Genomic DNA, 25,114 nt, shown 5'->3' with positions numbered 1-25,114 from the left:
ACCGGGGGAGTCACGCAAGCGAGCCGTATCTGCCCCGAGGTACAGTCGGCCTCAATCATCCGTTATGGTCAACTAAACCGTTCACCCGTGGCCGGCGCAAACGGCGCCCGCCGGTGATCGCCATTGCGGCCAATACGGCACTCCGAAAGTCGAATGTCACGCGTTCGCGCCGACCGCCTATTCTCACGATCCTGTTCATTGCGCTGCACCCGCGCAAACCGGTTAACCCTTTGGGAAATCGCGCTTGCGTGGCCTGCAAACTCTGGCAACATGGCCAACAATACCAGCCGGACAAAGCAGCCGGCGGACAAAAACGGGGACGCGGGATCACATGTCGGTACGTTGGAGTTTGTTTGCGGCGGCTGCCGTCGCACTCGTTGCCTTTGCTTTGCCGGCATCGGCCCAGACGTTGAAATATGCCAACCAGGGCGAGCTCAAGTCACTGGATCCCTACACACTGAAGGAAACCACGACGATCGCGCATCATGGCCATGTCTATGAGGGACTGGTTGCGCGCGACAAGGACCTGAAGATCATTCCGGCACTGGCGGAAAGCTGGGAGGCGCTGAGCCCGACTCAATGGCGCTTTCATCTGCGCAAGGGCGTGAAATTTCACAATGGCGACCCCTTCACCGCCGACGACGTGCTGTTCTCCGCCGAACGAGTCCGCGCCAAGGGCTCCAACTTCCTCAGCAACGTCCCGGCCGACGCCAAGTTCACCAAGGTCGACGACTACACGGTCGACGTGACGCTGGACTCGCCCAATCCCATCCTGACCGCGCAGTGGGATGGCTGGTACATCATGGACAAGAAATGGTGCGAGGAGAACAACGCCGTCGCACCGACGCCGGCCTCCGCGACCACGCCGAGCTACGCGACGCTGCACGAGAACGGTACTGGCCCCTTCACGATCGAGAGCCACCAGCCCGGCGTCAAGACCGTCTTCAAGGTCTACCCGGACTACTGGCGCAAGCCGGAGCACAATCTCAAGGAAATCATCTTCACCCCGATCGCCTCCGACGCCACCCGCGTCGCCGCGCTGCTCTCGGGCGAAGTCGACGTCATCGAGCCGGTTCCGATCCAGGACATCCAGCGGGTCAATTCGAGCGGCACCGCAACCGTCCTGACCGGGCCGGAGATCCGCACCATCTTCATCGGCATGGACATCGCGCGCGATGAGCTGCTGTTCTCCAATATCAAGGGCAAGAACCCGTTCAAGGACATCCGCGTCCGCGAAGCCTTCTACAAGACGATCGACGTCGATCTGATCAAGACCCGCGTCATGCGCGGCATGTCGACGCCCTCGACGCTGATGATCGCCCCCGAGCTCTATCCGCTGTCGAAGGAGTTCACCCGGCCCAAGCTCGATCCGGACGGCGCCAAGAAGCTGCTGGCCGACGCCGGCTATCCGAACGGCTTCGAAGTCACGATGGATTGCCCGAACGACCGTTACGTCAACGACGCCGCGATCTGCCAGGCGGTGGTCGGCATGCTGGCGCGCATCGGCATCAAGGTGAACCTGCTGGCGCAGCCGAAGGCGCAGTATTTCGCCAAGGTGCTGAAGCCCGGCGGCTACCGGACCTCGTTCTTCATGCTGGGCTGGACGCCGGCGACCTCGGATTCCCACAACGTGCTGCACGACATTTTCGGCTGCCGCCCCGACCCGAAGGATTCCACGAGGGGCGAAGCCAATCTGGGCGGCTATTGCAACAAGGAGGTCGACGCGCTGACCGACAAGGTTCTAGTCGAGCCCGACGATGCCAAGCGCAACCAGCTGATCAAGCAGGCCTACGAGATCGTCATCAAGGACTACGGCTACATCCCGCTGCACCAGCAGTCGCTGGCATGGGGCGTATCGAAGAAGGTCAAGCTGACCCAGCGTGCGGACAACCAGGTCCTGCTTTACTGGGCGACCAAACAGGGTGAATAGTAGTTTTGGCGAATTGGGTCCCGGAAGCCCCTGCTTCCGGGACCTCTTGCTTTCCGGGCGCGCAATGCCGCGTGCCAAGTGTGCTGACAAGTGCCAAGAGCAGTGAAAGGTAGAGATGCTGGCTTTCACTCTTCGCCGCGTGCTGCAGGCGATCGGCGTCATGCTCGCCGTGGGCGTCATTGCGTTCTCGATGTTCCGCTTTGCCGGCGACCCGGTGAACCAGATCGTCTCGATCGACACCTCGGCCGCGCAGCGCGCCGAGATACGGCAATCGCTCGGCCTCGACGATCCCGTGCTGGTGCAGTTCGGCCGCTACTTCATCAATGCCGTGCAGTTCAAGTTCGGCGTGTCCTACCAGTTCCGCCTGCCGGTCTCCTCACTGCTGGCGGAGCGGCTGCCGGCGACGCTGGAGCTTGCGATCTGCGCGACGCTGTTCGCCATGGTGGCCGGCATCCTGATGGGGGTCTATTCGGCGCTGCGCCGTGACACCGTGCTCGCCAAATTATTCCAGGCGATATCGCTGATCGGCATTTCGCTGCCGACCTTCCTGATCGGCATCCTGCTGATCTATCTGTTCGCGGTGACGCTGGGCTGGCTGCCCTCCTTCGGCCGCGGCGAGGTGGTGAAGCTCGGCTGGTGGACCACCGGACTGCTGACCGTTTCCGGCCTCAAAGCGCTGATCATGCCGTCGATCACACTCGGGCTGTTCCAGATGACCCTGGTCATGCGGCTGGTGCGCGCCGAAATGCTGGAAGTGCTGCGGACCGACTATATCCGCTTCGCCCGCGCCCGCGGGCTGACCACGCGCGCGATCCATTTCGGCCATGCGCTCAAGAATACCCTGGTCCCGGTAATCACGGTGGCTGGGCTGCAGTTTGGCTCGGTTATTGCTTTCTCGATCATCACGGAAACCGTGTTCCAATGGCCGGGCATGGGACTTCTGTTCGTACAGGCCGTGCAAAACGTCGATATCCCGATCATGGCTGCGTATCTGTTGATGGTCTCGCTGATCTTCGTCACCATCAATCTCGTGGTCGACATCCTCTACACCGTGGTCGACCCGCGCTTGCGGTCGACCGTCGGCCGTGCGGCGTGAGGGGCTGACCGATGTCCGACGCCGTCGTCCCGCATCGCTCCGAAGACCAGGCGCATGTACCTGCCGGCTGGTTCAGGCGCGCGCTTGACAGCGATATCTTCTATTCGTTCCGCCGTTCCCGGCTGACGATGGTCGCCGCCTTGATCACGCTGCTGTTTTTCCTGCTGGCGGTCTTCGCGTCGTGGCTCGCGGTGCAGAACCCGTTCGATCCGGCACAGCTGCAGCTGATGAACTCGCGAATCGCGCCGCTGTGGACCGCCGACGGCCAAAGCCCGTTCCTGCTCGGCACCGACGAGCAGGGCCGCGATGTGCTGTCCGCGATCCTCTACGGCTTGCGCATCTCGCTTGCGGTCGGCGTCGCCGGCGTCATCTTCGCCGGCACGCTCGGCATCGCGCTTGGGCTGGTTGCCGGATATTTCGGCGGCGCGGTCGACAGCGTGATCATGCGGATCGCCGACGTGCAGCTCACCTTCCCGGCAATCCTGATCGCACTGCTGGTCAACGGCGTCGCCAAATCGCTGTTTGGTAACCGGCTCGACGAGATGAGCACACTTGGCGTGCTCGTGGTCGCGATCGGTCTCAGTTTCTGGGTGCAATATGCCCGCACCGTGCGCGGTTCGGTGATGGTCGAGAAGAACAGGGATTACGTGGCGGCGGCGCAGCTGATCGGGCTGCCGGCGCCGACGATCATGCTGCGGCACGTGCTGCCGAACACGATGGGCCCGATCCTCGTCATCGCCACCATCAATCTGGCGCTGGCGATCATCACCGAGGCGACGCTGTCGTTCCTCGGCGCCGGCATGCCGGATACCATGCCCTCGCTCGGCACCCTGATCCGGATCGGCAACAACTACCTGTTTGCCGGCGAATGGTGGATCGTCGCCTTTCCGGGCATTGCGCTGGCGGGCCTGATCCTCTCCATCAACCTCGTCGGCGACTGGCTGCGCGACGCCCTCAATCCGAAGCTCCGATGAGTAAGCCCGTCCTCTCCGTACGCAACCTCGAGGTGGAATTCGTCACCCGCCGCGCGACGTTGCGCGCCATCAACGGCGTGTCGTTCGACATCGCCAAGGGCGAGGTGCTTGGCGTGGTCGGCGAATCCGGCGCCGGCAAATCGGTCACGGGCCTTGCGGTGATCGGGCTGATCGATCCGCCCGGCCGCATCTCCAGCGGCGAGATCGAGCTGTCGGGCACCCGCATCGACCATCTTCCACCGGAGGAGATCCGCCGCGTCAGGGGCAAGCGGATCGGCATGATCTTCCAGGATCCGCTGACCAGCCTCAATCCGCTCTACCGGATCGGCGACCAGATCATTGAGACCATCCGAACCCATACCAATCTCAGCGAAAGCGCCGCGCGCAAGCGCGCGATCGATCTATTGGCCGAGGTCGGAATCCCCGCGCCGGAGAAGCGCATCGACGGCTACCCGCACGAATTCTCCGGCGGCATGCGCCAGCGCGTCGTCATTGCGCTCGCGATCTGCGCCGAGCCCGAGCTGATCATCGCCGACGAGCCGACCACCGCACTCGATGTTTCCGTGCAGGCGCAGATCATCGCGCTGATCAAGCGGCTCGGCCGCGACCATGGCACCGCCGTGATGCTGGTGACCCACGACATGGGCGTGATCGCCGAGACCTGCGACCGCGTCGCGGTGATGTATTCCGGCCGCATCGCCGAGATCGGCCCGGTGCAGGAGGTGGTGCGCAATCCGCTGCATCCCTACGCCAAGGGCCTGATGGGCGCGATCCCGACGCTCGCGGGCGAGGACAAGCGCCTGGTGCAGATTCCCGGCTCGATGCCGCGGTTGTCGGCGATCCCGCCGGGCTGCCCATTCAATCCGCGCTGTGCGTTTGCCTTCGATCGCTGCCGCGTCGAGCGGCCCGAGCCGATCCAGCAGGGCACACAATCCGTCGCCTGCCATCTGTTCGAGCCCGCCAAGGAGACGGCGGCATGAGCACGGCGCTGATCGAGGTCAAGAACCTGCGCCGTGTCTTCGACGTCTCGAAGCCGTGGCTCAATCGCGTGATCGAGGGTGGCCATCTCGAATTCCTGAAGGCCGTCGACGGCGTCTCTTTTGACATCAAGCGCGGCGAGACCTTTGCGCTGGTCGGCGAATCCGGCTCCGGCAAGACCACAGTTGCACGCATGGTCGTCGGCCTGCTGCCGCCGAGTTCGGGCGAAGTCATGATCGACGGCGTCTCGATGACCGATCCGCGGCAGGCCCAGGCGCGCCGCCGGCTGCGCCGGCGCATCCAGATGGTTTTTCAGGATCCCTATGCGAGCCTCAATCCGCGTTACCGGGTCGCCGCCATCGTCGCCGAGCCGATCCGCGCCTTCGACCTGATCCAGGGCGAGCGCGACATCAAGGCCCGGGTCGGCGAGTTGCTCTCGCTGGTCGGCCTGCACCCCGACGACGGCCAAAAATTCCCGCACGAATTTTCCGGCGGCCAGCGCCAGCGCATCGCGATCGCCCGCGCACTGGCGTCCGAGGCCGAGTTCATCGTCTGCGACGAGCCGACCTCGGCTCTCGACGTCTCCGTGCAGGCGCAGATCCTCAATCTGATGCGCGATTTGCAGGACAAGTTCGGCCTGACCTATCTCTTCATCAGTCACAATCTCGCGGTGGTCCGTCATATGGCGAGCCGGATCGGCGTGATGTATCTCGGCCGCATCGTCGAGATCGCCGAGGGCCGAAAACTGTTCGAGACCCCGCGGATGCCCTACACCAGGATGCTGCTCGGCGCGGTTCCCGATCTTGCGATGTCCGGGCGCCAGCGCATCCCGGTCAAGGGCGAGATTCCCAACCCGATCGATCCGCCGCCGGGTTGCTCGTTCAACCCGCGCTGTCCGCTCGCCTTCGATCTCTGCCGTGAGAGGACGCCGGAACTGATTGATGGCGTCGCCTGCCACGCCGTCAACAATGCTGCCGCCGCCGTTCCGGCATGATCACGCGGATGGGAGCGGCCATGTCTACCAAGCGGTTGGCATACCAGCCCGCCTGTGATCAAGTGCGCGCGCACAAGAAACCCAACAAGCCGCCAAACGGTCAATCGTCATGAGCAACGTCAACCCCGATCCGTTCACCACAAGGCCCGAGATCGAAGGCACTTTCGGCGTCGTCACCTCGACGCACTGGATCGCCACCGCGGTCGGCATGGCGGCGCTGGAGAAAGGCGGCAACGCCTTTGATGCGGGGGTCGCCACCGCCTTCACGCTGCAGGTGGTCGAACCGCATCTGAACGGGCCCGGCGGCGACGTGCCTGTTATCGTGCACGACGTCAAGCGCGGCAAAAGCGAGGTGATCTGCGGCCAGGGCCCGGCGCCGGCGAAGGCAACCATCGCGCATTACCGCAGCGAGGGCCTCGATATGGTGCCCGGCACCGGCCTGCTCGCGGCCTGCGTGCCTGGCACGTTCGAAACCTGGATGCTGCTGCTGCGCGACTACGGCACGATGAAGCTGCGCGACGTGCTGGAGCCTGCAATCGCCTATGCCCGTGACGGCTATCCGCTGGTCGAGCGTGCGTCTGCGACCATCCAGACCGTCGAGCAGCTGTTCCGGAAATACTGGACCACGTCGGCCGACGTCTATCTGCCGAACGGCGAGGTGCCGAAGCCCGGCACCATCTTCACCAACAAGAAGCTCGCGGAGACTTACACCCGTATCCTGAGCGAGGCGGAGAGCGCAGGCCACGACCGCGTCGCGCAGATCGAGCGCGCGCGGCAGGCCTGGTCGAAGGGCTTCGTCGCCGAGGCGATCGACAAGTTCTGCCGCACCCAGGAGGTGATGGACGTCTCCGGCTCGCCGCATCGCGGCGTGCTGTCGGCCGACGACATGGCGCGCTGGCAACCGACCATCGAGGCGCCACTCACCTATGATTACGGCCGCTACACCGTGCAGAAGGCCGGCGTCTGGAGCCAGGGCCCGGTGATGCTGCAGCAGCTCGCGCTGCTCAAGGGTTTTGAACTCGACGGGCTCGATCCGGCAGGCCCCGACTTCATCCATCTGCAGATCGAAGCTGCCAAGCTCGCTTATGCCGATCGCGAGACATTCTATGGCGACCCCAAGTTCACCGATATCCCGATCGGAACGCTGCTGTCCGATGCCTATAACAACGAACGGCGCAAGCTGATCTCGAAGGAGCATGCCTCGCTCGACTTCCGCCCCGGCTCGCTCGAAGGCTTCGGCGGCGTCGTGAAATTGCGGCGCGCCGAGGGGCATCGCGAGGCGGTCGGCGCCATGGGCGCGGGCGAGCCGACTGTTGGCCGGTTCGGCGAGGTGCGCGGCGACACCGTGCATTTCGACATCATCGACATGGCCGGCAACATGATCTCGGCGACGCCATCCGGCGGTTGGCTGCAATCCTCGCCGGTGATTCCCGAGATCGGCTTCTGCCTCGGCAGCCGCGCCCAGATGTTCTGGCTGGAGGAGAACCACCCTGCCGCGCTCGCACCGGGCAAGCGGCCGCGCACCACGCTGTCGCCGACCATGGCGCTGCGCGACGGCGAGCCGTACCTCTCCTGGGGCTCGCCCGGCGGCGACCAGCAGGACCAGTGGATCACGCAGTTCTTCCTGCGCCATGTCCACGCCCGGCTCAATCTGCAGGAGGCGATCGACGCGCCGGCGTGGCACTCCGAGCATTTCCCGATCTCGTTCTGGCCGCGCACTTCGCGGCCCGGCGTGCTGGTGCTGGAAAATCGCGTGCCGAAATCGACCATCGATGAATTGAAGCGCCGCGGCCATGTGGTGGAGATCGGCCCCGATTGGTCGGAGGGCCGCCTCACCGCCGCCTCCAAGGTTGGCCCCCGTCGCCGTGCCGCGGCCAACCCGCGCGGCATGCAGGGTTATGCCGCAGGCCGCTAGAGGTTTGAGATGACCTGGTCGATCATCGCCCGCGACAGCGCCACCGGCCAGCTCGGCATCGCGGTCGCGACGCGGTTCTTTGCGGTCGGCGCGCTGGTGCCCCACATCGCCCCCGGGATCGGCGCGGTCGCGACGCAGGCGCTGGTCAATCCCTATTACGGCATCGACGGCCTCGCGCTGCTGCGCGAGGGCAAGAGCCCGCATGAGGTGATCGCGGCGCTGCTTGCGACCGACAGCGGCCGCGAGAGCCGGCAGGTGCATGTCATGGACAGCAAGGGTCGCATCGCGGCACATTCCGGCAAGGACTGCATCGACTGGTTCGGGCATATCCCGGGCGACGGCTTCTCGATCGCCGGCAACATGCTGGCCGGCCCCGCTGTGCTCGACGAGACCGCGCGTGTGTATTCCGCAAGCGAAAAACTCCCGTTCGCCGAGCGGCTGATCAAGGCGATGTTCGCCGGCGAAGCGGCCGGCGGCGACAAGCGCGGCAAGCAATCGGCCGCACTGCTGATCCACGGCGCGGAGGAATGGCCGCTGCTCGACCTGCGGGTCGACGACCACACCGATCCCCTGCGCGAGCTGGAGCGGCTGGAAGCCGTCAGCCGCGAGCACTGGGTGCCGTTCCGGAATTTCATGCCGACCCGGGGCAATCCGGCCGGAACCAGCGACCGCGCCAAGATCGACGCCGGCATTGCAGCGGCAACCGCGAGCCGCGAATGACGGCAGGCCCGCTGATCGAGATCGAAGGCCTGCGCGTCACGTTCCACGGCGACGACGGCCGTACCACCAATGCCGTCGACAGCGTCGATCTGTCGGTTGCCAACGGCGCCACGCTCGGCCTGGTCGGCGAGTCCGGCTGCGGCAAGAGCGTAACCTCGCTCGCGATCATGGGGTTGTTGCCGAAACAATCGGCCGAAGTCTCCGGCGCGATCCGCTTCGACGGCTTCGACCTGCTCGACGTGCCGGACGCGACGTTGCGCGACCTGCGCGGCAATCGCCTCGCCATGATCTTCCAGGAGCCGATGACCTCGCTCAACCCGAGCTTCACGATCGGCGACCAGATCGCCGAGACCATCTTGCGCCACCGCGGCGGCTCGCGGCGCGCGGCGCGCGAGCGCACCATCGAGCTGCTCCGCCGCGTGCATATCCCCTCGCCCGAGAAGCGCATCGACGAATTCCCGCACAAGCTGTCCGGCGGCATGCGCCAGCGCGTGATGATCGCGATGGCGCTGGCCTGCGATCCGCAGCTCCTGATCGCCGACGAGCCGACCACCGCGCTCGACGTCACGTTGCAGGCGCAGATTCTCGATCTGATGCGCGAGCTGAAAGCCGCGAGCCGCGCCGCGATCATCCTGATCACCCACGATCTCGGCGTCGTCGCCGAAGTCTGCGACGAGGTCGCGGTGATGTATGCCGGCGAGATCGTCGAGCGCGCGCCGGTCGACGAGCTGTTCGCCAATCCACAGCATCCCTACACGGTCGGCCTGCTCGGCTCGATCCCGCGGCTCGACCGCCGCACCAGCCATCTCGCCACCATCGAGGGCATGGTGCCGAACATGGCGAACCCGCCCGCGGGCTGTCGCTTTGCTGCGCGTTGCCCGTTCGTGGAGAATGCCTGCACCAAATCGCCGCCGCCACTCGCGATGCTGAGCGCGACCCACGCCTCGCGCTGCATCAGGGCGCCGCTGGAGCGGCTGGTGTCATGACCGCTGGGCTCCTCACTCTCGTGCCCCGGGCGCAGTGCAGCACAAGCACAGCGCGGTGGTGCACTGCTGGACCGGGGCCCACAGCGAGCGTCACGAGACATGGGTCCCGGTTCAGCAGCGCAACACTTCGCGTTGCACTGCGCCCGGGACACGGAGGGCAACACCGATGACCGTGCTGCTCGAGGTCGAAGGGCTGGTGAAGCATTTCGTCGCCGAACGGTCGATGTTCGGGCGGCCGACCGCCCATGTGAAAGCGGTCGACGGCGTCAGCTTCACGGTCGAGGCCGGCAAGACACTGGCACTGGTCGGCGAATCCGGCTGCGGCAAATCTACCGTCAGCCGCCTGGTGCTGCGGCTGATCGAGCCGGACGCCGGGCGCGTCCGTTTCGAGGGCCGCGACCTCGGCGCGCTCAATGCCGAGCAGTTGCGCGCGTTCCGCCGCGACGCGCAGCTGATCTTCCAGGACCCCTACGCCTCGCTCAACCCGCGCATGACGGTGAGCCAGATCCTGACCGAGCCGCTGGCGCTGCACGACCTGGTACCGCCGGCACGCCGCCGCGAGCGGGTCGAGGAGCTTCTGCGCCTGGTCGGCCTCGAGCCGCGCTTTGCGCGCCGCTACCCGCACGAATTCTCCGGCGGCCAGCGCCAGCGCATCGCGATTGCGCGGGCGCTCGCGGTCGAGCCGAAGCTGATCATCTGCGACGAGCCGGTGTCGGCGCTGGACGTCTCGATCCGCTCGCAGATCCTTAACCTGCTGCGCGACCTGCAGGATCGCCTGAAGCTCGCCTACATCTTCGTGTCGCACGATCTCGCGGTCGTGAAGCACATCGCCGATCGCGTCGCCGTGATGAATCTCGGCACCATCGTCGAGACGGCGGATGCACAGGCGCTGTTCGCCGCCCCACGCCATCCCTACAGCCGCGCGCTGTTGTCGGCGATCCCGGTGCCTAAACCAAAGGCAAAGCGCAGCCGGATTGTGCTGCAGGGCGAGCTGCCGAGTGCGCTGCATCCGCCCGCGGGCTGCCGATTCCACACAAGATGTCCCTATGCGATCGAGCGCTGCCGCAGCGAAGCGCCACAGCTCGCTGAAGATGGCACCGGACATGCAACGGCGTGTCACCGGACGGCGGAGCTGCCGCGGGACGATGCGATCGTCCCGTCTGACGGCGGCTTCTCGCCGACGCTGGAAAAACTGTTGGCGGCCTTTGGCGCGGCGGAAGGAGCCGGACGTCCCGGGGTTGGTACAGTCGGGACTTAAGGTCGGCGCGTGAACATGGGGAACGGTGTGATGAAGATGCTTCGTTTGGCGGCGGCAGCCGCGCTGTTGCTCGCGCTCGGCGCGGGCGCCCAAACCCGGGCTCAAGCCCAGACCACGCTGCGCATCGGCCTTGCCGAGGATCCCGACATCCTCGATCCCTCGACCGCACGCACCTATGTCGGCCGTATCGTGTTTGCCGCGTTCTGCGACAAGCTGTTCGACATCGACGAAAAGCTCAACATCGTGCCGCAGCTCGCGCTGTCGCACGAGACATCCGCCGACGGCAAGGAGGTCACGATCAAGCTCCGGCCCGGCGTCAAGTTCCAGGATGGCGAACCGTTCGATGCGGAAGCGGCCAAGTTCTCGCTCGACCGCCACATGACGCTGCCGACCTCGTTCCGCAAGTCGGAGCTTGCGAGCCTCGATCATGTCGAGGTGATCGATCCGCTCACCATCAAGCTGGTGCTGAAGACGCCATACTCTCCCCTGATCGCCCAGCTCACCGACCGTGCCGGCATGATGGTGTCGCCGAAAGCGGCGAAGGAGGCCGGCGACAAGTTCGGCCTGCATCCGGTCTGCGCCGGACCGTACAAATTCGTCGAGCGCGTGCAGCAGGACCGCATCGTGTTCGAGAAATTCGCCGACTACTGGAACAAGGACAACGTCTTCATCGACCGCATCGTGTATCTGCCGATCGTGGATGCCACCGTGCGGCTGGCCAATCTGAAATCCGGCGGGCTCGATCTGATCGAGCGGGTGCTGGCGACCGATATCAAGGATGTTCGCGCCGACCCGAAGCTCGTGCTGTCGACGGCGCCCGAGCTCGGCTATCTCGGCCTCACCATCAACATCGCCAACGACAAGGCCAAGGGACCGCTCAGTCAGTCGGAGAAGGTGCGCCAGGCGCTGGATCTGGCGATCGATCGTGAGGCGCTCAACCAGGTCGTGTTCAACGGCGAGTTCACGCCGGGCAATCAATGGGTCTCTCCCACCCATCCCTATTACCAGAAGGCGTTTCCGGTTCGCGGCAGCGACGTCGCCAAGGCCAAGGCGCTGTTGAAGGAGGCCGGTGTCGCGCTGCCGGTGACCGTCGACTACATGGTGCCCAAGGGCACGGAGTATGAAGCGGTGGCACAGGTGGTCCAGTCGATGGCGGCCGAAGCCGGCTTTGACATCAAGATCCGTGTTGTCGAGTTTGCCACCACTTTCAAGCAGGCCCAGGCCGGCGAATTCCAAATATTCCAGATCAACTGGAGCGGCCGGATCGATCCCGACGGCAATTCCTACATCTTCATGCACGCAAAGGCCCCGCAGAACGACGGCGGCTATTCCAATCCGGAAGCCGACAGACTGATGGAGGACGCGCGGCTGACCGCTGATCCCGCGCAGCGCAAGGCGATCTACGAGAAGCTGACCAAGATCCTGCTCAATGACGAGCCCATCATCTACCTCTATCACCGCAAGCTGCTGATCGCGCACACCGCCAAGGTCGACGGTTACCGGCAGATGCCCGATGGCCTGGTGCGCGTGGTCGGGCTGAAGCTGAAATGACCGTCGCGCCACCAGAGACGCAGGGCTGGCAATGCTGAACTTCCTTGGCAAACGGCTGGTTCAGCTCGTCCCGACGCTGTTCTTCGTGTCGATCTTGATCTTCTCGCTGCAACATTTGCTGCCGGGCGATCCCGCGCTGGTGATGGCCGGCGAGGAGCGCGATCCGGCCGTGATCGAGCAGATCCGCCAGCAGTATCACCTCGATCAGCCGATCCCGGTGCAATATGTCTACTGGATCAAGGGCGTGCTGTCGGGTGATTTCGGCGAGTCCTTGCGCAACAAGATGCCGGTGCTCAGCCTGATCGCGCAGAAGCTGCCGGTGACGCTGCAGATCGGCGGCATGGCGATCGTGATCGCCTTCCTGATCGGGGTTCCTGCCGGCATCGTCTCGGCCGTGAAGAAGGGCTCCGCCTGGGACTACGGCGCCAATTTGTTCGCGCTGTGGGGCATCTCAACGCCGAATTTCTGGCTCGGCATCATGCTGATCTTCCTGTTCTCGATCGAGCTTGGCTGGCTGCCGGCCTCCGGCTACGTGCCTTTGAGCGAGAACTGGCGCGCCAGTCTTGCGGCGTCGATCATGCCGGCCTTCGTGCTCGGCAATGCGATCGCAGCGATCCTGATGCGGCATACCCGCAGCGCCATGCTGCAGGTGCTGGAGAGCGACTATGTCCGCACCGCGCGCGCCAAGGGGCTCTCGGAGCGCACGGTGATCCTCAAGCATGCGATGCGCAACGCGCTGACGCCGATCATCACGCTCGGCGCGCTCGAGCTTGGCACGCTGCTATCAGGCGCGGTCCTCACCGAGCAGATCTTCTCGATCCCCGGCTTCGGCAAGCTGATCGTGGATGCGGTGTTCAACCGCGATTACGCCGTGGTGCAAGGCGTGGTGCTGACCACCGCGACGATCTACATCACGCTCAATCTGATTGCCGACATCGCCTATATCCTCGTCAACCCGCGACTGAGGGGCTGACCCTGTGACCGACACCGCTCTCGGCATGGTCCCGCTTGCTGCCTCCGAAGCACTGGAGAGCCCGTCGCGCCGCGCCTGGCGACGGCTGATGAAGCGCAAGGGCGCCGTCGCCGGCCTCGTCGTGATCGCGACCTTCATCCTGCTCGCGGTGTTCGCGCCGCTGATCGTGCCCTACGATCCGATCGCGACGAGCTGGTCGCTGGTGCGCAAGGCGCCGTCGGCGCAGCACTGGTTCGGCACCGACGAACTCGGTCGCGACGTGCTGGCGCGTGTCGTGTACGGCGCCCGCGCCTCGCTGCTGGCGGGCCTCATCTCGGTCAGCATCGCGCTTTCGATCGGCGTGCCGCTCGGCCTGCTCGCCGGCTATCGCGGCGGCTTCATCGACGCGCTGATCGGCCGTATCACTGATGCGATGCTGGCCTGCCCGTTCCTGATCCTGGCGATCGCGCTTTCCGCCTTCCTCGGCCCGAGCCTCGGCAATGCGATGATCGCGATCGGCATCTCGGCGACCCCGATCTTCGTTCGCCTGACCCGAGGTCAGGTGATGAGCGTCAAGGTCGAGGACTATGTCGAAGCCGCGCGCGCGATGGGCAATCCGCGCTGGCGGATCGCGCTGGTCCATATCCTGCCGAACATCCTGCCGGCGCTTTTGGTGCAGGCGACGCTGTCGATCGCGGCTGCGATCATTGCGGAAGCCGCACTCTCCTTCCTCGGCCTCGGCCAGCAGCCGCCGGCGCCGTCCTGGGGCAGCATGCTCAACGCCGCGCAGCGCTTCCTCACCAATGCGCCATGGATAGCGGTCTGGCCGGGACTTGCGATCTTCCTGGTCGTGCTGTCGTTCAATTTGATCGGCGACGGCCTGCGCGACGCGCTGGACCCGAAGGCGCGGTAATGTAGTTAGAAGCGGGCAACCACTCCCTCCCCGTCACCCTGAGGAGCGCATCTTGCGCGTCTCGAAGGGTCGACGGCCACCAGCCGGGCCGTGCATCCTTCGAGGCTCGCTCCGCTCGCACCTCAGGATGACGGGGCCGGAAAAGCCGGATGTCTTCCGCCTAAATCACCACTTCCCTTAGCACCCTTCGGCAATCCATCTCGTACTCGAGATCGATCACCGGCGGGCGGCAGAAGTGCCAGGTCAGGCCCGAGCGGGTGGCGCCGCGGCGGACCAGCTCGTCGACCATGACGGGATGGACATCGTGCACGGTGTAGGCCTGCACCGCGGTCGTCTCCGGCCAGCCGAAGCTGAACTCGGCAAGACGCCGCTCCATCTCGCCCGTGGTGAAACGGACCTTCTCCCGCCACGCGCCGGGACTGAGATCGCGATAGCAAACGATGCGCTCGGGATAGCTGCCGGCGCCGCCGCGTGCCTCGGCGCCACCCGCGATCACGAAGGACGGCGACGCGCTCGTGCTCGGCCGCGTGAACGAGAACGCATGGAACGACGGCTCGGCCGGCGGATCGATCTCGGGACAGACATTGCTGCGCGCCACCGGATTGATGGTGCCGTCGAACAGGCCCCATTCGGCGAGCGTCTTGACATAGTGCTGGTTGAAGGCGCGGAAGCCCTCTTCGGTGAATGCGGCCGGCGAGCGCAACTCGCAGGCGCAGAACGAGGTCAGCGGCCGGCCGGCATCCCGGATGTAGGCCGCGATCTGCGCAAAACCTTCCGCAAGCGGCAGAAATCGATCGAAGCGGACCCGCTCGATCTCATAGCCCGCGTTCGCCTGCGCGCCGCTTGAATACTGAAACACCGCCGGAATGAACCGGTAATTGCCCGCCGCAAACTCGCTCGCCATGCCTGTTTCCTCGCCTGTTTCCTCCAGATCTTGTGCGGAGCATAGCGCTTTCGAGCGAAGTGGTCTCCCGGTTCGCGTGAAGAAAAAGGCGTCAAACCACGGAGTCTTCTGCCCGCCCGTCGGCAAAGCCTGTCACAGGACAAAAAAAGGCGGCAGTGGCTTTCGCCAGTGCCGCCTTCCTGCGAGCATGAGCTTGGAGGGCTCAGGTCGGTTTCAGCGCTCCGCCGCCGCCGAGTTCGTAATCGGCGATCTGCTTGGCGCGGTCGGAACGGGCCGCGGCCTGGTGGTCGGTCGCGATCACCGTGTAGACCATCGGCAGCACGAACAGGGTAAACAGCGTGCCAATCGTCATGCCGGTGACGACCACGAGCCCGATCGAGAAGCGGCTGGCGGCGCCGGCGCCCGAGGCGGTGAGCAGCGGCAGCAGGCCGGTGACCATGGCCGCCGTCGTCATCAGGATCGGACGCAGACGAATCCGGGCCGCCATCTCGATCGCCGAGCGGCGGTCCAGTCCCTCGTTGAGCTGCAGCTCGTTGGCGAACTCCACCATCAGGATGCCGTGCTTGGTGATCAGTCCGACCAGCGTCAGCAGGCCGACCTGGGTGTAGATGTTCATGGTGGCGACGCCGAAGAACAGCGGGATCAAGGCGCCGACGATCGCCATCGGCACGGAGATCATGATCACGAACGGATCGCGCAGGCTCTCGAACTGCGCCGCCAGCACCAGGAAGATGATGATGATGGCGAACGCGAAGGTGACCAGCAGCTGATTGCCTTCGTGGACGTATTGCCGGGAGTCGGCAAGGAAGTCGTAGGTGAAGCCGGACGGCAGCTTCTTGGCTTCACCCTGCAGGAACTCCACCGCCTGCCCCATCGAGACGCCGGGCATCGGCACGGCCTGGAAGGTCGACGAGTTGAGCTGGTTGTAGTGGGTCAGCGCGTTCGGATCGACACCGGTCTCGACCGTAACCACGGTCGACAGCCGCACCAGCTGCCCGGTCGCGGTCGGGACATAGTAGTTGTCGAACGATTCCGGCGCGAGCCGGCTGGCGCGCGGCACCTGCGGGATCACCTGATAGGAGCGTCCTTCCAGGTTGAAGCGGTTGACGTAGTTGCCGCCGAGCAGCGTCGCCAGCGCGCCGCCGATCGACTGCATGGTGATGCCGAGGTCGCTCGCCTTGGAACGATCGACCTTCACCCGGACCACCGGCTGGTTGAAGTCGAGATCGCTGTCGGTGACGATGAACAGGCCGCTCTTGCGCGCGGCATCCTTGAGCTTGTTCATCTGGTCGAACACCTGCTGGAAGCCGGCCGTCGAGCTGATCACCATCTGCACCGGCAGACCGCCGGGTCCGCCGGGCAGCGGCGGCAGGCTGAACGCGAACGCGCTGACACCCTCGATCTTGGACAGCTCGGCCTGCATTAACGGCTGTAGCGCCTGCGCACTCCGCTTGCGCTCGTCCCACGGCTTAAGCAGTGCGCCGGCGAAGCCGCCCTGCGGACCGGTGATGCCGTTCAGGATGAACCGCAGGTCGGTCTCGGGGAACTTCTGGAACTCCTTGTCCATCTTGTCGCTGTAGAAATCGATGTAGTCGATGTTGGCGTATTTCGGCGCCTTGGTGATCGCGAACACGATGCCCTGGTCTTCCTGCGGCGCTAGCTCCTTCTGGATATGCATATAGAGGAAGCCGACCAGGCCGAGGATGGTGAGGGCGAACAGCGCCGTGATCGGGCGATAGTCGAGCGAGCGGTCGAGCAGACGGCCATAGCCGCGAGTGATCGCGCCGAACACGCGATTGACCAGCTTGGCGAAACGCCCCTCTTCCGCACTCTTGAGGAACACCGAGCACATCATCGGCGACAGCGTCAGCGCGATCACGCCCGACACAATCACCGAGCCCGCCAGCGTGAAGGCGAATTCGCGGAACAGCGTACCGGTCACGCCGCCAAGGAAGCCGATCGGCGCGTACACCGCCGCCAGCGTGATCGTCATCGAGACGACCGGGCCGACGATCTCGCGGGCACCTTTCAGCGATGCCTGCACCGGTGGCAGGCCCTCCTCGAGATGTCGATGGATGTTCTCCACCACCACGATGGCGTCGTCGACCACGAGGCCGATTGCCAGCACCATCGCCAGCAGCGTCAGCAGGTTGAAGCTGAAGCCTGCGGCCAGCATCAGGATGCAGACGCCGATCAGCGACAGCGGAATGGTGACGACGGGGATGATCACCGAGCGAAGCGACGCCAGGAACAGGAAGATCACGACGACGACGATCAGGACCGCTTCGGTGAGCGTCTTCTCGACCTCGTCGATCGACGATTGGATGAACTTGGTGGAGTCATAGGCCACCTTCATCTTCATCGACGGCGGCAGGTTGCGCTCGAGGCTGGGAAACAGCGCCCGCACGCCCTGCACCAGGGTCAGCGGGTTGCCCTGCGGCGTCGCCTTGATGCCGATGAAGATCGCATGCTCGCCGTTGAAGGCGACGCTGGCATCCGTGCTCTGCGCCGCGAGTTCCACCGTCGCGATGTCCTCGATACGCACGAACCCGCCGTCCTTCGACTTCACGATCATGCGCTTGAACTGATCGATGTTCTGAAGGTCGGTATTGGCCGAGACGTTGGAGACGATGAAGAAGCCCTTGGTCTGGCCGGCGGCCGCCTGGAAGTTGTTGGCGGCGATTGCGGCGGCAACGTCGTTGGGCGACACGCCGCGTCCGGCCATGCGGGTCGGATCGAGCCAGACGCGCATCGCGAAGGTCTGGCCGCCCAGGATGTCGGCCGAGGCGACGCCGTCGACCGTCGAGAGCACCGGCTGCACGACGCGGGTCAGATAGTCGGAGATCGCCGATCCGGTCAGCTCTTCGCTGGAGAAGCCGAGATACATCACCGCGATGGTGTCACCGGTCGCCTTGCTCACGACCGGGTCGAACGCTTCCTTCGGGATCAAATATTTGACCGAGTTGACCTTGGCGAGCACCTCGGTCAGCGCCTGGTTCGGATCGTGGTTGAGCTTGACGTAGACCTGAATCGTCGAGGTGCCGAGCACCGAGTTCGACGTCATGTAGTCGACGCCCTCAGCCGAAGCGACCGCCTGCTCGATCGGCGTGGTGATGAAGCCGTTGATCAGCTCCGGCGACGCACCGGGATATGACGTGGTGATCGTCACCACGGTGTTCGAGAGATTCGGATATTGCCGGATCGGCAGCACCATCGCCGCGCGCAAGCCGATCAGCAGGATCAGCAGGCTGACGACGACCGACAGCACCGGGCGCTTGATGAAAATATCAGTGAAGGCCATCGCCAACTCGATTCGTGTTATCTGCCGGTTGCGGCATGGGGCGGAGGGCCAATCGGCCCTCCGAGTTCAGATAATGGAGATCAGTAACGCGGCGCCTCGGCCGGAATCGGCGGCGGCGGATCGGTCGAGATCGCAACCGCGATGCCCGACTGCAGCTTGATCTGTCCGACCGCGACGACCTTGTCGCCGGGCTTGAGACCCTTGAGGATCTCGACGCGACCTTCGACGCGGTTGCCGGTCTTCACGAAGGTGCGGTCCGCGGTCAGCGTGGTCTTGCCGTCGTCGCCCTTCTTCTCGGTGATCAGGAACACCGAGTCGCCGTACAGCGTGTAGTCGACCGCCGTCTCAGGGACGGTGACGACCGGCGGCTTCTCGGGCAGCACGATCGTGGTGGTCGCGAACATGCCGGGCTTGAGGATGCTGTCCGGATTCTGGATCGTGGCCTGGACCCGGATGTTGCGGGTGTCGGTCGAGATCTGCGGCTCGATGGTCGTGAGCTTGCCCTCGAAGGTGCGGCCCGGATAGGCATCGACCGCGATCCGCACGGTCTGGCCGACCTTGATCTGCGAGCTCTGCTTCTCGGTCACGGTCAGGTTGGCGTACAGCACCGACAGATCGGTGAGCGACACAATCTGCGTGCCGGCTGTCAGATACTGGCCGACTTCGACCTGGCGAACGCCGAGGTCGCCTTCGAACGGCGCGCGCACCAGCTTCTGCGAGATCAGCGCTTCGGTCCTGGCGATGCCCGCCTTGGCCTGGTCGTAGGTCGCCTGCGCGGTGTCGACGGTCGACTGCGGTCCGAACTGGCGTGACGCGAGTTGCTTGGCGCGGTCGAGCTGCTGCTCGCCGACGGTCGCCTGCGCCTTGAAGCTGGCGAGGTCGCCTTGCTCAGGCGCATCGAACAGCTGCACCAGCGGCGTCCCCGCCTTCACATGGCTGCCGGCGGTGAACAGAATCTCGATGATGCGGCCCGACACGTCGGTGGTGACATTGACCTGGTGCACGGCGACGAGATCGCCAACCGCACTCAACAGGTTCGGAATCACCTCGGACTTCGCCTCGACGGCGGTCACGTTCGACGGCGGCGGCTTATTGTTGGCGAAGAACTGCGCGATCATGTGGCTGCGGAAGGCGTTGAAGCCGACCAGTGCGCCGACCAGCAGAGTCAGCAACAGGCCTACGATGATGAACCAGCGCACCATGCGGACGGGGCGCCTGGCCTGTTTTTCCTTGAGCGGTTGTCCCGAGATGTGACTTTCGGTCTGGATATTCATGTCATGCACTTTCTGCAGTTACCGACGGTCCTGCGATCGGCGACGGCTGGCGGCCCAAATGAGTTGAGATTGCGGCCTCGGTAAGTCCGATGCCGCGAAGGATGAATTGGCAAAGCTGCCGCTCGGCCGCTGCGGCATCGCCGTAGGGGAGACATGGTGTCGCAGGCAGCTGTGTCAGCGCGCTCATAAGCACGGTGTGGTGCGCAAACCAGAACAGGTTGAGCGGCTGGTCGCCGATCTGCGTGGCGTCGCCGGCAGCGATCGCCCGTTCGAGCGAGGCGGCGAAGGTCGGACCGATCAGCTTGCCGACCTTGTCGTAGAGCAGGCGCGCAAACTCGCCGTCATCGAGATGGCTCGTCACCATCAGCCGCATCCGCTGCGCCTCTTCCTGGTCCGGCGCATCCCGCAGTTGCATGAAGTGGCCGACCATGCCCTGCACCAGTTCGACCAGCGTCGCGGTCGACGGCTCCTGGCCGAGCAGATGCGCGAGGTCGGGATCGGCCTCGCACTCTTCGGCAAGGATTTCGGCGTAGAGCGCCGCCTTCGACGGGAAGTGCTTGAACAACAGCCCTTCCGAAATGGCAGCCGCGGCCGCCACGCTCTTTGTCGTGGTGCCGGCAAAGCCGTTCCGGGCGAAGCATCGCTTGGCAGCGCTCAGGATCAACTGACGCCGCAAGTCACTCGTCATGCGTAAGGTAGACATTTGGGTCGTGAGTAATCACTCACTTTACCAAAAGTCAAGGTTCTATTGCACCGCGAAAGCCACTTTAAATTGGAGTGTGGCCGACTGACCCGCGGATGCGGTTGACGATGTAGGTGCCGTCCCGGCTGGACAGCACGCGTTCCAGGTTGGCCCCGTCGATCTTCGCGCTGGCGAACCGCGGCCCCGCCGTAACATCTTGCAAAGTCGAAGAAAAAGCCTCGACCTCGGCCATCGTGCTGATCGAACGGCTATCCCCGATTCCGCAGGCTTTGGCAACACCGACGAGGTCGGCGGACCCGCCGGTGTGGCTGGTCTGGCCGCCGGTCTCACCATAGGCCTCGTTGTCCAGCACGATGATCGAGAGATTTTTGGGCTGCTGCAGCCCGACCGTCGCGAGGCTCCCCATCCCCATCAGCATCTCGCCATCGCCGGTGATCACGACGACCGGCAGCGTTGGCTGGGCCAGCGCCAGCCCGAGCCCGATCATGACGGCGCCGCCCATGCCGCCCCAGAGATAGAAATTGCGGTCATGGTCGCCGGCGGCGGCGATGTCATAGGTGGAGGCGCCGAGGCCGCCGACGGCGAAGGCGCCGTTGCGATTCTTGAGCAGCTCGGAAACGACGGCGCGGCGGTCGAGGAGATTGGCTTTGCTCATTTGGTGAAAACCTTTGCCCCGATCAGGCGCTGCGACAGCAGCACGGCGGTTGGTGTGCAGGCGTTGTAGGCTTGGGCTGCCCCTGCCTCGACGACTTCGCGCACCTCATCCGGATGCGAGGCGCGCAGCACCTTGATCCCTGACAATTCGAGAATGCCTTGGGTGTTCGAGCCCATCGGCACCTGCCACGGATTGAACTCGCCCCATTCGCCGCGCATCGTCACCAGCGTGAGGAACGGCAAGCGGAAGATCTGCACCAGCGACAGCATGTTGATGCAATTGCCGACCCCGCTCGACTGCATCAGCAGCACGCCGCGCTGGCCGCCGGCCCAGGCGCCTGCGAGCAGCGCCACGCCCTCCTCCTCGGTGGTCAGCGCAATGCCGCGCATCGAGGACGAGCCCAGCACGCGCTCGATCAGCTCTGAGTGCCCGGCGTCCGGCACGTAAGGCACCTGGCGCACCTCGAAGCGCTGCAATATCGAGAAGATCTCCTCGGGCCAGGAGGCCGCGGTCTCGGCACGGGCATGCATCGGCGTTTCCGGTCTCTATTGTTTGGCCGCGACTGTAGTGGGGCGCGCGCGCTTCATCAAAGCGCAAAACCGCATATGGCTCTGCGATTTACTCGCATCGGATCGCGCCCGCCGCGCTGTTCCCGCGGCCTGCAAATTGTGTTGCGCGGTCGCCGCCTGCGGCTTACGATAGTTGCAAATGAAACTAATAAGGGTTGGATATCCGCCATGGACGGGCACGCGCGAGAGCTGGCTGACGGTTTCGACCTGGAGAAGCTGACGCCGGACTTCTACGCCAACCCCTACCCGACCTATCGGGCGCTGCGCGAGACTGCGCCGGTCAAGCGGCTGCCGAACGGCTGCTATTTTCTCACCCGCTACGACGACCTGATCGCCGCCTACAAGAACACCAAGGCGTTCTCCTCCGACAAGAAGAAGGAGTTCCTGCCGAAATACGGCAACTCGCTGCTCTACGAGCACCACACGACGAGCCTCGTCTTCAACGATCCGCCGGCGCACACCCGGGTGCGGCGGCTGATCATGGGCGCCTTGTCGCCGCGCGCCATCGCCGGCATGGAGCCGGACCTGATCGCGCTGGTCGACAGCCTGCTCGACCGGATCGAAACCAAAGACCGCTTCGAACTGATCGGCGACTTCGCCGCCGCTATTCCCGTCGAGGTGATCGGCAATCTGCTCGACGTGCCGCACGACGAACGCGAGCCGCTGCGCGACTGGTCGCTGGCGATCTTGGGGGCGCTGGAGCCGGTGATCGGCAAGGAGGCGTTCGACCGCGGCAACGACGCGGTGAAGGACTTCCTCGCCTATCTCGAAACCCTGGTCGAACGCCGCCGCGCCAAACCGGGCAATCCCGAGCGCGACGTGCTGACCCGGTTGATCCAGGGTGAGGACAATGGCGAGCGGCTGACCGCGAAGGAATTGCTGCACAATTGCATCTTCCTGCTCAACGCCGGCCACGAGACCACGACCAATCTGATCGGCAACGGGCTGGTGACGCTGACCCAATACCCCGACGAGAAGCAGCGACTGATCGCGCAGCCCGAGCTGATCAAGACCGCGGTCGAGGAGATGCTGCGTTACGAAAGCTCGAACCAGCTCGGCAACCGCATGATCGTGGAGGAGACCGAGCTCAGCGGCATCAAGCTGCCGGCCGGCACGCTGGTCACGCTGTGCATCGGCGCCGCCAACCGCGACCCCGCGCAATTCCCCGACCCAGAACGCTTCGACGTCGCGCGCACGCCGAACCGCCATCTCGCCTTCGGCACCGGCGCGCATCAATGCGCGGGCATGGCGCTGGCGCGCCTCGAAGGCGCCATCGCGATCTCGCGATTCCTCAAGCGTTTGCCGAACTATGTGCTCGACGGCGAGCCGGTGCGGGGCGGACGGGTGCGCTTCCGCGGCTTCCTCAGCGTGCCATGCCGGCGCGACGCGTGATCCGATGACCACAAGGCAAATACGCGAGCGCTGGGGCGATTCGCTGCTGACGGTGCTGACCGTCCTCCTGCTGGTCATGATGTTCGTGGTGGCGCCGCTGCAAGCGCTCGGCCTGTTCGAGTTTCAGGTGTTCGAGCTGCTGCTCGCCGTCTTCCTGGTCGGCGGCGTGTTCGTGATGTCGGGCAGCGCGCTTGCCGGCGTCACGATGCTGATCGCGCTTGCGATGATCGTGACCGGCGCGATCCTCCGCCTGCGCTCGCCTTCGATCCTCGACCTCAATCTGTTCGCCGGCGCCTGGCTTTTGGTCGGCATCACGATGGCGGTGACGGTCGCGCAGGCAACCTTCGCGCCGGGACGCGTCACCTATCACCGGGTCATCGGCGCGGTGCTGCTCTACCTCGCGGTCGCGGTGATCTTCGCGGCGCTCTACACCTTCATCGGCACGCTGGTGCCGAATGCGTTTGCCGGCATGAAGGTCGAGGACCGTCCGTCGCTCGCGAGCCAGCTGATCTATTTCTCCTTTGCCACGCTGACGACGACCGGCTATGGCGACGTCGCGCCGTTGCACCCGATTGCGCGCAGCCTCTGCAATGTCGAGGCGATCTTCGGCCAGCTCTACCCCGCGACGCTGCTGGCGCGGCTCGTCACGCTCGAGATCGCGCACCGCGATCAGGACTGACGCGCAACGCAGCCAGGATGAACCGAATTTGGTCCACAGCAATCCTTTAAGGCGCGCGGGCCGATGCCCAAATCAGTGATAGGATGCAGGACGGCACCTCGATGGTGCCGGCACAGCTGGAGTGACGAAACATGCGTCCGCCAGTCACCGATTTCATCGCAAGGGAGGCGCAGTTTGGCGCCCAGAACTACGCGCCGCTCGGCGTCGTGCTGTCGCGCGGCGAAGGCGTCTGGGTTTGGGATACCGACGGCAAGCGCTACCTCGATTGCCTGTCGGCCTATTCGGCAGTCAATCAAGGCCATTGCCATCCAAAAATCCTTGCCGCCATGGTGGAACAGGCCGGCCGGCTGACACTGACTTCGCGGGCCTTCCACAACGACCAGCTCGCCCCGTTCTACGAGGAACTCGCCGAGCTGACCGGCTCCCACAAGGTCCTGCCGATGAACAGCGGCGCCGAGGCCGTGGAGAGTGCGATCAAGTCGGTGCGCAAATGGGGCTACGAGGTCAAGGGCGTGCCTGATGGCCAGGCCGAGATCATCGTCTGCGCCGACAATTTCCACGGACGCACGCTTGCGATCGTCGGCTTCAGCACCGATCCGGACACACGCGCGCATTTCGGACCGTTTGCGCCGGGCTTCAAGATCATTCCCTTCGGCGATGCCGGGGCACTGGAGGATGCGATCACGCCGAACACGGTCGCGTTCCTGGTCGAGCCGATCCAGGGCGAAGCCGGCGTCATCATCCCGCCGTCAGGCTATTTCACCCGGGTCCGCGAACTCTGCACTGGCAATAACATCATGCTGATCCTCGACGAGATCCAGACCGGGCTCGGCCGCACCGGCAAACTGCTGGCGGAACAGCACGAGGGCGTCGAGGCCGACGTGACGCTGCTCGGCAAGGCGCTGTCCGGCGGCTTCTACCCGGTCTCCGCGGTGCTCTCCAACAACGAAGTCCTCGGCACACTGAAGCCCGGTCAGCACGGCTCGACCTTCGGCGGCAATCCGCTCGCCTGCGCGGTGGCACGCGCGGCGCTCCGCGTGCTGGTCGACGAAGGGATGATCGAGAACGCGGCCGCCCAGGGTGCGCGCTTCCTCGAAGGCCTGCGAAGCATCCGTGCCAACACCATCAGCGAGGTGCGCGGTCGCGGGCTGATGCTCGCGGTCGAGCTTCACCCCGAGGCCGGCCCTGCCCGGCGCTATTGCGAGGTGCTGCGCGAGAAAGGCATCCTTGCCAAGGACACCCATGACCACACCATCCGCATCGCCCCGCCGCTGGTGATTACCAGCGATCAGGTCGATTGGGCACTGGAGCAGATCGGCGCCGCGTTGACGCAGGACCTCTCGTGACCGCGAGGTCGGCAGGATCAGCGG

The 25,114-nt window shown here is 64.9% G+C and carries 21 protein-coding genes; 15 read left to right on the top strand and 6 right to left on the bottom strand.

From position 1 onward, the window contains the following. Positions 1-331 precede the first annotated feature (331 nt). From WDM24_RS12400 to WDM24_RS12345, 12 genes are all read left to right on the top strand, one after another. On the top strand, positions 332-1,930 hold the full coding sequence (locus WDM24_RS12400; protein ID WP_338831422.1) for an ABC transporter substrate-binding protein: 1,599 nt from the start codon (positions 332-334) through the stop codon (positions 1,928-1,930). A 115-nt stretch (positions 1,931-2,045) separates the two neighbouring features. Continuing rightward, positions 2,046-3,026, top strand: a complete 981-nt coding sequence (locus tag WDM24_RS12395) for an ABC transporter permease (protein ID WP_338831421.1) — start codon at positions 2,046-2,048, stop codon at positions 3,024-3,026. An 11-nt stretch (positions 3,027-3,037) separates the two neighbouring features. After that, positions 3,038-4,000 (top strand): ABC transporter permease, encoded by a 963-nt coding sequence (locus WDM24_RS12390; RefSeq protein ID WP_338831420.1) that lies wholly within the window; start codon positions 3,038-3,040, stop codon positions 3,998-4,000. Next, positions 3,997-4,980, top strand: a complete 984-nt coding sequence (locus WDM24_RS12385; RefSeq protein ID WP_338831419.1) for an ABC transporter ATP-binding protein — start codon at positions 3,997-3,999, stop codon at positions 4,978-4,980. Before WDM24_RS12390 ends, WDM24_RS12385 begins: the two co-directional genes overlap by 4 nt. Continuing rightward, positions 4,977-5,972, top strand: coding sequence for an oligopeptide/dipeptide ABC transporter ATP-binding protein (locus WDM24_RS12380; protein WP_338831418.1), 996 nt, complete (start codon positions 4,977-4,979; stop codon positions 5,970-5,972). Before WDM24_RS12385 ends, WDM24_RS12380 begins: the two co-directional genes overlap by 4 nt. Positions 5,973-6,081: 109 nt before the next feature. Then, on the top strand, positions 6,082-7,887 hold the full coding sequence (locus WDM24_RS12375) for a gamma-glutamyltransferase family protein (protein WP_338831417.1): 1,806 nt from the start codon (positions 6,082-6,084) through the stop codon (positions 7,885-7,887). A gap of 9 nt (positions 7,888-7,896) precedes the next feature. Beyond that, complete coding sequence (locus tag WDM24_RS12370; protein WP_338831416.1) at positions 7,897-8,607, top strand: DUF1028 domain-containing protein; 711 nt, start codon at positions 7,897-7,899, stop codon at positions 8,605-8,607. After that, positions 8,604-9,593, top strand: coding sequence for an ABC transporter ATP-binding protein (locus WDM24_RS12365; RefSeq protein ID WP_338831415.1), 990 nt, complete (start codon positions 8,604-8,606; stop codon positions 9,591-9,593). Before WDM24_RS12370 ends, WDM24_RS12365 begins: the two co-directional genes overlap by 4 nt. Before the next feature lie 166 nt (positions 9,594-9,759). Further along, entirely contained in the window at positions 9,760-10,851 is a 1,092-nt protein-coding gene (locus WDM24_RS12360; protein WP_338831414.1) for a dipeptide ABC transporter ATP-binding protein, read from the top strand. Between the two features lie 30 nt (positions 10,852-10,881). Beyond that, positions 10,882-12,402 carry an ABC transporter substrate-binding protein gene (locus tag WDM24_RS12355; protein ID WP_338831413.1) on the top strand — a complete coding sequence of 507 codons (1,521 nt, stop codon included), beginning with the start codon at positions 10,882-10,884 and terminating at the stop codon, positions 12,400-12,402. Positions 12,403-12,433: 31 nt separating this feature from the next. Next, positions 12,434-13,375 carry an ABC transporter permease gene (locus tag WDM24_RS12350; protein WP_338831412.1) on the top strand — a complete coding sequence of 314 codons (942 nt, stop codon included), beginning with the start codon at positions 12,434-12,436 and terminating at the stop codon, positions 13,373-13,375. A 25-nt stretch (positions 13,376-13,400) separates the two neighbouring features. Next, a complete protein-coding gene (locus tag WDM24_RS12345) occupies positions 13,401-14,267 on the top strand; it encodes an ABC transporter permease (RefSeq protein WP_338701175.1) in 867 nt (288 codons plus the stop codon). A gap of 160 nt (positions 14,268-14,427) precedes the next feature. Here the strand turns inward: WDM24_RS12345 and cnbZ are convergent, their stop codons facing one another. The 6 genes from cnbZ to WDM24_RS12315 all read right to left on the bottom strand — a co-directional run bounded on the left by cnbZ (position 14,428) and on the right by WDM24_RS12315 (position 21,634). Continuing rightward, positions 14,428-15,171 (bottom strand): 2-amino-5-chloromuconate deaminase CnbZ, encoded by a 744-nt coding sequence (gene cnbZ, locus WDM24_RS12340; protein ID WP_338831411.1) that lies wholly within the window; start codon positions 15,169-15,171, stop codon positions 14,428-14,430. A gap of 202 nt (positions 15,172-15,373) precedes the next feature. Then, the gene (locus WDM24_RS12335) at positions 15,374-18,472 is read right to left on the bottom strand and encodes a multidrug efflux RND transporter permease subunit (protein ID WP_338831410.1); all 3,099 of its coding nucleotides are present in this window, start codon (positions 18,470-18,472) and stop codon (positions 15,374-15,376) included. Between the two features lie 80 nt (positions 18,473-18,552). Next, positions 18,553-19,746 (bottom strand): efflux RND transporter periplasmic adaptor subunit, encoded by a 1,194-nt coding sequence (locus tag WDM24_RS12330; protein WP_338831409.1) that lies wholly within the window; start codon positions 19,744-19,746, stop codon positions 18,553-18,555. A gap of 1 nt (position 19,747) precedes the next feature. Next, positions 19,748-20,449, bottom strand: coding sequence for a TetR/AcrR family transcriptional regulator (locus tag WDM24_RS12325; RefSeq protein WP_338698136.1), 702 nt, complete (start codon positions 20,447-20,449; stop codon positions 19,748-19,750). A 64-nt stretch (positions 20,450-20,513) separates the two neighbouring features. Next, positions 20,514-21,104: a thiamine pyrophosphate-dependent enzyme gene (locus tag WDM24_RS12320; RefSeq protein WP_338831408.1), complete on the bottom strand. Its 591-nt coding sequence runs from the start codon at positions 21,102-21,104 to the stop codon at positions 20,514-20,516. Further along, positions 21,101-21,634, bottom strand: coding sequence for a thiamine pyrophosphate-binding protein (locus WDM24_RS12315; protein WP_029078102.1), 534 nt, complete (start codon positions 21,632-21,634; stop codon positions 21,101-21,103). Before WDM24_RS12315 ends, WDM24_RS12320 begins: the two co-directional genes overlap by 4 nt. Positions 21,635-21,841: 207 nt before the next feature. Between WDM24_RS12315 and WDM24_RS12310 the strand changes: the two genes are divergently transcribed. The 3 genes from WDM24_RS12310 to rocD all read left to right on the top strand — a co-directional run bounded on the left by WDM24_RS12310 (position 21,842) and on the right by rocD (position 25,090). Next, on the top strand, positions 21,842-23,065 hold the full coding sequence (locus WDM24_RS12310) for a cytochrome P450 (RefSeq protein WP_338831406.1): 1,224 nt from the start codon (positions 21,842-21,844) through the stop codon (positions 23,063-23,065). A gap of 4 nt (positions 23,066-23,069) precedes the next feature. Next, on the top strand, positions 23,070-23,744 hold the full coding sequence (locus tag WDM24_RS12305; RefSeq protein WP_338831404.1) for an ion channel: 675 nt from the start codon (positions 23,070-23,072) through the stop codon (positions 23,742-23,744). Between the two features lie 131 nt (positions 23,745-23,875). Beyond that, positions 23,876-25,090 (top strand): ornithine--oxo-acid transaminase, encoded by a 1,215-nt coding sequence (gene rocD / locus WDM24_RS12300; protein ID WP_338698123.1) that lies wholly within the window; start codon positions 23,876-23,878, stop codon positions 25,088-25,090. Positions 25,091-25,114: the final 24 nt, after the last annotated feature.

It is taken from the genome of Bradyrhizobium sp. 27S5, assembly GCF_037217225.1.
Lineage (GTDB): Bacteria > Pseudomonadota > Alphaproteobacteria > Rhizobiales > Xanthobacteraceae > Bradyrhizobium > Bradyrhizobium septentrionale.
The sequence above is the reverse complement of the archived record's forward strand: the minus strand, read 5'-3'. Positions and strand labels throughout refer to the sequence as shown.

Coding starts and splice junctions, on each gene's coding strand:
- WDM24_RS12400 (WP_338831422.1), top strand. CDS start 332: ATGTCGGTACGTTGGAGTTTGTTTGCGGCGGCTGCCGTCGCACTCGTT.
- WDM24_RS12395 (WP_338831421.1), top strand. CDS start 2,046: ATGCTGGCTTTCACTCTTCGCCGCGTGCTGCAGGCGATCGGCGTCATG.
- WDM24_RS12390 (WP_338831420.1), top strand. CDS start 3,038: ATGTCCGACGCCGTCGTCCCGCATCGCTCCGAAGACCAGGCGCATGTA.
- WDM24_RS12385 (WP_338831419.1), top strand. CDS start 3,997: ATGAGTAAGCCCGTCCTCTCCGTACGCAACCTCGAGGTGGAATTCGTC.
- WDM24_RS12380 (WP_338831418.1), top strand. CDS start 4,977: ATGAGCACGGCGCTGATCGAGGTCAAGAACCTGCGCCGTGTCTTCGAC.
- WDM24_RS12375 (WP_338831417.1), top strand. CDS start 6,082: ATGAGCAACGTCAACCCCGATCCGTTCACCACAAGGCCCGAGATCGAA.
- WDM24_RS12370 (WP_338831416.1), top strand. CDS start 7,897: ATGACCTGGTCGATCATCGCCCGCGACAGCGCCACCGGCCAGCTCGGC.
- WDM24_RS12365 (WP_338831415.1), top strand. CDS start 8,604: ATGACGGCAGGCCCGCTGATCGAGATCGAAGGCCTGCGCGTCACGTTC.
- WDM24_RS12360 (WP_338831414.1), top strand. CDS start 9,760: ATGACCGTGCTGCTCGAGGTCGAAGGGCTGGTGAAGCATTTCGTCGCC.
- WDM24_RS12355 (WP_338831413.1), top strand. CDS start 10,882: ATGAAGATGCTTCGTTTGGCGGCGGCAGCCGCGCTGTTGCTCGCGCTC.
- WDM24_RS12350 (WP_338831412.1), top strand. CDS start 12,434: ATGCTGAACTTCCTTGGCAAACGGCTGGTTCAGCTCGTCCCGACGCTG.
- WDM24_RS12345 (WP_338701175.1), top strand. CDS start 13,401: ATGGTCCCGCTTGCTGCCTCCGAAGCACTGGAGAGCCCGTCGCGCCGC.
- cnbZ (WP_338831411.1), bottom strand. CDS start 15,171: ATGGCGAGCGAGTTTGCGGCGGGCAATTACCGGTTCATTCCGGCGGTG.
- WDM24_RS12335 (WP_338831410.1), bottom strand. CDS start 18,472: ATGGCCTTCACTGATATTTTCATCAAGCGCCCGGTGCTGTCGGTCGTC.
- WDM24_RS12330 (WP_338831409.1), bottom strand. CDS start 19,746: ATGAATATCCAGACCGAAAGTCACATCTCGGGACAACCGCTCAAGGAA.
- WDM24_RS12325 (WP_338698136.1), bottom strand. CDS start 20,449: ATGTCTACCTTACGCATGACGAGTGACTTGCGGCGTCAGTTGATCCTG.
- WDM24_RS12320 (WP_338831408.1), bottom strand. CDS start 21,104: ATGAGCAAAGCCAATCTCCTCGACCGCCGCGCCGTCGTTTCCGAGCTG.
- WDM24_RS12315 (WP_029078102.1), bottom strand. CDS start 21,634: ATGCATGCCCGTGCCGAGACCGCGGCCTCCTGGCCCGAGGAGATCTTC.
- WDM24_RS12310 (WP_338831406.1), top strand. CDS start 21,842: ATGGACGGGCACGCGCGAGAGCTGGCTGACGGTTTCGACCTGGAGAAG.
- WDM24_RS12305 (WP_338831404.1), top strand. CDS start 23,070: ATGACCACAAGGCAAATACGCGAGCGCTGGGGCGATTCGCTGCTGACG.
- rocD (WP_338698123.1), top strand. CDS start 23,876: ATGCGTCCGCCAGTCACCGATTTCATCGCAAGGGAGGCGCAGTTTGGC.